Source organism: Brunnivagina elsteri CCALA 953 (assembly GCF_002289455.1).
Lineage (GTDB): Bacteria > Cyanobacteriota > Cyanobacteriia > Cyanobacteriales > Nostocaceae > Brunnivagina > Brunnivagina elsteri.
The window spans coordinates 1-6,198 of sequence record NZ_NTFS01000387.1 but is presented as its reverse complement, the minus strand read 5'-3'; the positions used below and the strand labels follow the sequence as shown (position 1 = coordinate 6,198).

The following is a 6,198-nucleotide window of genomic DNA, read 5'->3' as shown; positions in this document are numbered from 1 at the left end:
CTTTAGTGGAGTACTGGCAAACGCATCTTTACCTTTTAGTTTGCCCTTTATTTTCGCTTTAATTATGCCAATTAAAAATCCTCCTAAAACAGCACCAGGAATACTACCCAAACCGCCTAAAACAATTACAGCTAAACCTCGTAATCCAAAAACAATACCAAAATAAGGTCCAGCAATACTAACACTAGAAGCGAGTAATGTCCCTGCTATTCCTGCTAGGAAGCTACTGATAAAAAACGTGAAAATAATAATGCGATCGCTATTTATTCCTAGTAAGCTAGAAGTGATTGGGTCTTCTGCGATCGCTTGCATTGCTTTGCCATATTTAGTACGATTAATAAAGTAGGTTAAAATTGCCACAATTATCACTGAAACTACAAAAATTATGATTTGTACGGTACGAATTGTAATCGGATTTTCAGCAGTACCAAAGTTAATCGCAGGTGGTAAATCCCCATAAGTATTTGCTGGAAAGGTGTAATTTTCTGCTCCAACTAAATATTGAATTAAGTTTACGATAATTTGTGCTACTCCCAAACTTGATACAACGGTAAGTAGAGGATCGGAACCTTTACTTCTTAATGGTAAAAATGCAACCCTTTCTATCACTACACCAATTAATCCAGCTAAAATACTACTTGTAATTAAAGCGAAAATAAAGGGCAAACTAAAAGGTAAAGATGCGTTTGCCAGTACTCCACTAAAGCCAAATGCACCTCCCATTAATGCATAAGTACAATATGCTCCTAAAGTAAAAACAGCACCATGTGATAAATTAATGATTCCGAGAATTGAGTAAACTAGGGTATATCCTAAAGCAAAAATTGCGTATGTGCTGCCAATTGATAACCCATTGAGTAATTGTTGTAAAAATAGCGTAAAAGTCATTATGAGATTAGGAAGTAGAGTATTAAGATCGGTAATTAGTGATTAATTAGTAATTAACTACTAATTATCAATAATTAACCATTAAGCCAATTACTTAATAAATACAAATTTACCAGCACTAGCATCCTTTTCTATTTTTATTTGAGCAACATAAAAGTCTTTTTGTATAACTTCACCTACGGGAGTAAATGATATCTCTCCAACTGGTGTATCGTACTTTCCTGCTAATATTTGCTTGTTTAGTTCAGTTCGTAATTGTGGAAGTGGTAAACTGCTAACTTTTGTCTTTTTATCTAAAGCTTGCAAAGCTTCCACATACACTTGAACTGCGGTAAAAGCTTGTCCACTAAATTGAGGTGGTTCGTTTTTGTATTTACTTACGTAAGTTTGACGAAATATTTTATTGATTTCGTTCGGATGTTCAGGACTATATGCTTGGGCAATGATAACACCATCACATAGAGCTTTACAAACTTTGAATACATTAGAAGTATTCAAACCATTACCACCAACAATTACACCTTTATAACCCAATTCTCGTAACTGCCGAACTAAGTTACCCCCATCTGCTGCTAATCCAGATACAATTGCCAAATCTGGCTTTAAATTGATGGCATTTGTGGCTTGGCTTTGAAAATCTGTATCTGTAGTTTGAAACTTTTGCACAGTGACAACTTCTAAACCTAAATCTTTAACAGTTTTTTGAAAAATCTCTGTTTCTGTCTTATTAAAAGCGTCATTTTGTGCATAAAAAACAGCAACTTTTTTAATATTGGGATTCTGCTTGATTGCTGCTTTGACTGCATTCGGTGCAACGCTAACAATAGGAGCTGAAACTCTTGCTATATAATTTCCCAATTCAGGAATACCTTTAGCGGTATTTGATGCTGCAATAACAGGTACTTTAGCACGTTCAGCAATGGGGTCTGCACTAAATGCTTGCTGTGATAAAGTGGGACCAATTATACCGACGACTTTATTTTTATTTATTAATGTTTGAAATGCATTGATTGCAGTTTGTTCTTCTCCACCAGCATCTTCAATAATAAGTTTGATGGGAGTTCCGTTTACACCACCTTTATCATTAAAATATTTCTCAGCAATTTTAATTGCATTAATACCGTCTTGACCAAGTAATGCTGCATTTCCTGTTTGCGAAAGGGCAATTCCTATAGGTATTACACCCGATGTGGTATTATTGTTTGTAGTATTACTTCCAGAATTTTGACTAGTATCAGTACCACCACAAGCTGTTAATATAGCTGCCAAAAATACAAATAATAAGGTTTTTTGAGTAATGTTTTTTTTCATTTCTAGAACAATCAAGTTAATTTGAAGTTAATTTTAGATATTGTACAAACAAGCTATACAGACTCTGTAAATAATTAGGGGTAATTCAGCGTTAGATATGCACTCGATTCCTCAATAGTGCAAATTTACTGACGCAGCATAACCTAATCATTTACATTTGACCATGCCATGCCAACATATCCAAGTATTTTGGATATCAATTTACTTTAATCATGCGTTCACTTCAACCCCTAGCTAAAATTTGTAGCGTAGTATTGCTTAAAAATTATGCGATAAGCAGAGCTTGATACGGTCGGTATATTACAAAAAACTACCCAGAGATGTTGTCTAATCTCTGAGTATAGATTTTTTTAAATATAAAGCGCTTTTTCGGTCGCTATTTTTACAATTATTAATATATACAAGTACTAAAAGAAAATAGGAAATCCCTTTTTCTATTGCTATTCAGGCACTTTCATTCCTTTCTGTACAGATGGACGTTGTTGCATTGTCTCTACCCAATGCTTAAGATTTGAATGATTATCTAAAGTTAAATCCTGAAATGCGTAAATGGCAACCCAAGGATATGTAGCAATGTCAGCTATTGAATATTCCCCACAAATATATTCGTTGTTTGCCAGTTGTTTGTCCAATACTCCATACAAATACAGAGTCTCTTTTTTATAACGTTCGATTGCGTAGGAAATTTTTTCTGGAGCAAATTTGCTAAAGTGGTTGAGTTGTCCAAACATAGGTCCCACACTTGCCATTTGGAACATCAACCATTCAATTACTTGATATTTAGCTTGTTGTTCTTGGGGTAATAATTTCCCTGCTTTTTCGGCTAAATACATCAGAATTGCTCCAGATTCAAACACAGTAATACCTGAAGTCAGCATAATTTTTAAATTAATTCTTCAGCAATAAAATCAGCTTTATACTCATTCACACTGGGCTTTAAACTAATCAAATCATCAATATTCTGCTTCATTGTCTGACAAATTGCATTCAATGGTAAATCATTTTCATCGTACCCAAAAGGATTTTCAATTTCTAATCCAATTGCTTCAATTCCAAACAGAGTAAAACTAATTAAACCAGTAACAAAACAAGTCAACCAGCCTAAACTTTGCACCATCTGAAATGGTAATAACAAACAGTAAATTAATAGCAATTGTTTAAGATGAATTGCATATGCAAGTGGTATTGGTGTTTTTAAAATCCGCTCGCAAGCACCTAAATTATCGACTAAATTATTCAATAATTCCTGCATTCCTGATAACTGATGGCTATTGATGCACTTACGGTTGTACTGATGTTGTAAATAGTCACTAATCCAAAATGCTACCTCTAGCGGTGGATGATTCATCATTGTCAACTGATTATATTTAGAAGATGGCATTAATACTTCTAATTCGCCATTTATAGTCTCATCACGTAAATGCTGTTTAGTTGCGATCGCAAATGCGACTAATAAATATAAAGCACTAATTTTATCATTTCTATCTTCAGGTTCAATCTCATTAATCGATACCCAAATCTGTCTAGCTAAGTTCCGGGTATTATTCACGATGGAACCCCAACTTTTTCTCCCTTCCCAAAAGCGATCGTATGCTGTATTTGTACGGAAAACGAGTAGTAAGCCTAATACAATACTAGGAATTACAGTACCTAAAATTGGTTGGGAGACAGGTAGTTTAAAGTGGTACATTATAGAAATCAAAACACTAAATAATCCACATAGGAAAACCCGTTTATAGATTGCTGCGAGTACAGAACCTTTTAGTTGGAATGCTATTTTAAACCAATTGGCTTTTTTGGCTGTCATGATTTTCGTTAGTACACTTTGCTGATTCAATTTCTCAAGTATCTCATTTTTTATCTCCAATTATCCCTTTTTTGAAATTAGCAATCTCCCTTAGGTTGGGTGAAGACTTTGCGTAACCCAACGTATGATATGAGAAAAATAGAAATTATTTAAACAACGAAATACATAACTCAACACTTAAAATTAACTCTTCAAATATTAAATAAAATGTTGGGTTACGGTGCAAATATATATTTATCAATTCGCTACAAATATTTCTCATGCACCTCCCTACTACGGAACAGTTAGAAGCTTTGGGAGAGGAATTTTTGAGTTTTTCAAATGTTTCAGATTTGTTTGCTTGGCTTGAGCAAAATACAAGTAGTTAAGTAATCATTGTAAAATGTTGGGTTACGACGCATTGGAGATTATTAATTTAGTTTACAGTTTCTCCTGCGTCTTCACCCAACCTACAATATTTACTAAAATATTTACTTTAAAAATTACTTAAAAATAAAGAAGGGCACCTTTTTAAAGATGCCCGTCATGCAGGAAAACCCCAAATAGGGGAATACCTACACCTTCCCAACAATCAGCAACAGTGACTAATTTTTAGTTAGCCACACTCACAGTCATAGACGTGACTATTAGCAATTTTATTAACAATAAAATCTGACGACAGCAGTAGATGTACGGAAAAGTGGAAATTGAACACTGAGTATTATTTCAAAGACTTTTAACTTGTTGGTTAAGTTAATTTTTGGAGGCGATCGCATCGGTATATTACCCCAGAAACAGCACCTAATAACAACCAAGACAGGGCATTTAGACGCAAATCAAAGAGGCTGACATCGGCTGTATTAAATAGTACCCAGGCAATAATTACTAATAAATAGCTAAAAAATATCAATCTATCTTGTTTTTCTAGGGATTGAGGACTTCGTAATAATTGCAATCCTGCTATTAATATCCAAGTAATTAAACTAATAAATAAAATTGTTGTGGGGATTCCAGTTTCGGCTGATAACATCAAAAAGAAATTGTGGGGATGTCCCAACCAAATATGCATTTTTTCTTGATACAATAGTGTAAAGTTTCGCAGTCCCCAACCTGTGAAAGGACGTTGCTGTGCCATATTCCAAGCAAAATCCCATTGGGTTTTTCGCATCAGTGCAATTGGTCTATCGGGAAACATTTGGTCGTTGAGACGTGCCCAAAAGAAAGTGGGAACGACTTTGCGAAATATCTCGGCTATTGGTTTGGGTGCAAATGCGGCTAAAATTATTGTGGTGGCTATGCTGGCAACACCTGCAACAAGAATGTACCAACCCTGATATGCAGCATATACGATCGCAACAAAAATTGCGATCGCCCAGGCATTTCGGGAGTTTGTCAAAATTAACCCGACAAAGTTGAGAATTACTGCAAGGGAAAGTAAAATAAGAGGTTGAGAAATAGATAGTTGCCTTTTTCCCTTTTTGCCGAATTCTTCTAACCACAAACCAAAAGCGAGAATGAAGGTAATTATTAAGTAACCAGCGAGTGTATTCGCATACATAAACGAAGAAGCCATGCGTCCAGGTGGATTTCCTCCTGGTGCGATCACCCAACCAAAAATATTCTGCCAGGTTTCGGGTGTTGTCCAACCAAGGAACATTTGTCCGAGTCCAATAATTACCACTGGTATGGAAGTAATTACTAATATCCTGGCTAAATGACGTAATTGCCCTGGTGTTTGAATTAGGGCATCTGAAGCGCAAAATAATAATATATAAGGTAAAAAGTTAAATAGACCCTCTAGTGCTGATATTTTGTCATGAGCTAGGGCTGTTGTAATTATAAGTAATAGGCTAAAAATTCCAAATCCCCAATTTCGGGGACGATGAATAATTGTTTTGTAGTCAAATGCCAATGTTACCAGTATGGCAAAGCCAATGCTAACTGCCCCAAAAGCTGGCATTAGGGGGAAAATCAGTGTTCCTACTTGTAGCGCATTCCAAGGTAGTTGTAGTTTAGAGTTTGGATGGGGTTGAAAACTAGGTATTTTCTTTTTAATCATTAATTTGTTGGGAATGGGGAATCGGGAATAGGGGATTAGGGATTGGGCATTGGTTCTTGACTATTTGTTGTTTGTTACCAGATTTTAGTTCCAAACAATCATTAACCATTAAGGGAACACCAAAAAATAAATTCTCCACAATTGTAGGGGTGGG

Annotated in this window: 6 protein-coding genes; 1 reads left to right on the top strand and 5 read right to left on the bottom strand. The window is 35.2% G+C overall.

Annotation, left to right across the window (positions count from 1 at the left end; genetic code table 11):
* The 4 genes from CK510_RS24550 to CK510_RS24535 form a co-directional block, all read right to left on the bottom strand.
* Window positions 1-888 (bottom strand): branched-chain amino acid ABC transporter permease (locus CK510_RS24550; protein ID WP_095724173.1); only part of this gene is annotated, 888 nt, incomplete at its 3' end.
* Window positions 889-978: 90 nt separating this feature from the next.
* Entirely contained in the window at window positions 979-2,199 is a 1,221-nt protein-coding gene (locus tag CK510_RS24545; RefSeq protein ID WP_095724172.1) for an ABC transporter substrate-binding protein, read from the bottom strand.
* 440 nt (window positions 2,200-2,639) lie between these two features.
* Window positions 2,640-3,077 (bottom strand): glutathione binding-like protein, encoded by a 438-nt coding sequence (locus tag CK510_RS24540; RefSeq protein WP_095724171.1) that lies wholly within the window; start codon window positions 3,075-3,077, stop codon window positions 2,640-2,642.
* A 5-nt stretch (window positions 3,078-3,082) separates the two neighbouring features.
* The gene (locus CK510_RS24535) at window positions 3,083-4,006 is read right to left on the bottom strand and encodes a bestrophin family protein (RefSeq protein WP_095724170.1); all 924 of its coding nucleotides are present in this window, start codon (window positions 4,004-4,006) and stop codon (window positions 3,083-3,085) included.
* A gap of 260 nt (window positions 4,007-4,266) precedes the next feature.
* Between CK510_RS24535 and CK510_RS34455 the strand changes: the two genes are divergently transcribed.
* Window positions 4,267-4,374: a DUF4351 domain-containing protein gene (locus CK510_RS34455; protein WP_095724169.1), complete on the top strand. Its 108-nt coding sequence runs from the start codon at window positions 4,267-4,269 to the stop codon at window positions 4,372-4,374.
* 359 nt (window positions 4,375-4,733) lie between these two features.
* Here CK510_RS34455 and CK510_RS24525 read toward each other — a convergent pair whose 3' ends face one another.
* A complete protein-coding gene (locus CK510_RS24525) occupies window positions 4,734-6,044 on the bottom strand; it encodes an O-antigen ligase family protein (RefSeq protein WP_095724168.1) in 1,311 nt (436 codons plus the stop codon).
* Between the last annotated feature and the right edge of the window lie 154 nt (window positions 6,045-6,198).